Consider the following 1,560-nt stretch of genomic DNA (forward strand, 5'->3'; position numbering starts at 1 on the left):
CTGTTTCCCGTAATAAGTCTTTCCATTTTTAATAAAAAAATCGCTTTGACAATTAGGACATTCCATACTTTTACCTCGGAAAATTATGTGGATTTAATATTAAACCATTACTGTGCATCACTACCGCTGTTTTCAAGCTGTGAGTCCAATATTAACCTTATTTTTAATAATGAGCCAGATTTAACAATCAACTCTCCTTCTTTTAAAAGCTAATTTAATAAATACTCGGGAGCTTCAATTGAAAAGAGTGCATTAGCAATATATTCTTTCCTCGCAGGTCAGACTAATTCAATTAAGTTCTAGTACCAGGCTCTATTTGGGGAGTAATTTTCAATTATAATTGGCATTGGGGTTTAATTTTGGGGAGGTAATTATTTGAGTTTTTGCCTCCAGGACTTTAGCGATTGTCATTAGTCAGCAATTAGTATTTATTAGTCAGCAATTAGTATTTATTAGTCAGATGACGGAAGGAAAAGGGAAGAATATCTAGTATGGCAGTCTTGCCTATTTATTTGCTAAGCTAGAGGTTGCGCTCTGTTATCAATAAATCTTAGATTTATGCACAGGTTATTAACTGGGAAACTGCGAGTAGAGTATTTAACAATACCGATCGCCAATCTTCCAGCAAATCTATCCGGTACTAAAATTGTACAGCTTACTGACTTTCACTATGACGGGGTGCGGCTGTCAGAATGGTTGCTAGAAGAGGCGATTGCTGCGGCCAATGAAGCTGAACCAGACCTGATTTTTTTAACCGGTGACTTTATTACCTACGACCCCGCACCTATTTACGGCTTAGTGCAGCGATTGAAAAACTTGCAAAGTCGGGTGGGAATTTACGCGGTTTTGGGCAATCACGACCACTATTGGCCGGGGGCAAAGAGAGAGGTTGCTAATGCTTTAAATAGCGTCGAGATTCGGGTTTTGTACAACGAAGTAATCTATCCTTTGGGGTCAGAATTAGCTTTAGTTGGGTTAGCGGATTTTTGGTCGGGCGATTTTGCGCCTAAACCTGTAATGGCATCAATAAATCCCGCGATTCCTCGGATTGTATTGTCTCACAATCCTGATACTGCTGAAAAGCTGCAAAATTGGCGGATTGATTTACAGTTGTCTGGCCACACTCACGGCGGTCAAATCGTGATTCCCGGTATCGGGCCTTTGTACGCTTGGGTGAGAAAAATTGGCTATTGGATTCCTCAACCAATCCGAAAGTTCATTCCTTTTCTGTCGGCTTGCGATCGAGTAGTTACTCACTGGGAATGGGCTAGCGGTTTGCATCAGGTGGGAAGTAATTTGCTGTACGTGAATCGCGGTTTGGGAACTTATGCCCCGGGGAGGCTATTTTGTCCGCCGGAGGTGACAGTAATTACTTTGGTTTGTCAACATCCGTAAGGGCTGGTTTAGAGTGCACACTTTCCCGATAATAGATAATATAGCAGAAGGAACAAAGAAGAAAAAAGAAGGCCCTTCGGCGAAGCTGACTGGAGTTTAGACTAAGACAGAATAAAGAGGCGCATTACTGTAGATTAAATGCACTAAAAGATGAGCGCTCGAAAA

General features: G+C 41.2%; 2 protein-coding genes. One reads left to right on the forward strand and one right to left on the reverse strand.

Features of this window, described 5'->3' with window-relative positions; genetic code table 11:
- On the reverse strand, window positions 1-66 hold a 66-nt coding region (locus tag QUA78_RS33055; RefSeq protein ID WP_445302428.1), incomplete at its 3' end, for an IS1/IS1595 family N-terminal zinc-binding domain-containing protein.
- A 492-nt stretch (window positions 67-558) separates the two neighbouring features.
- Between QUA78_RS33055 and QUA78_RS32535 the strand changes: the two genes are divergently transcribed.
- Window positions 559-1,395: a metallophosphoesterase gene (locus QUA78_RS32535; protein ID WP_333307451.1), complete on the forward strand. Its 837-nt coding sequence runs from the start codon at window positions 559-561 to the stop codon at window positions 1,393-1,395.
- Window positions 1,396-1,560 lie beyond the last annotated feature (165 nt).

This window comes from Microcoleus sp. K4-B3 (assembly GCF_036704615.1).
Lineage (GTDB): Bacteria > Cyanobacteriota > Cyanobacteriia > Cyanobacteriales > Microcoleaceae > Microcoleus.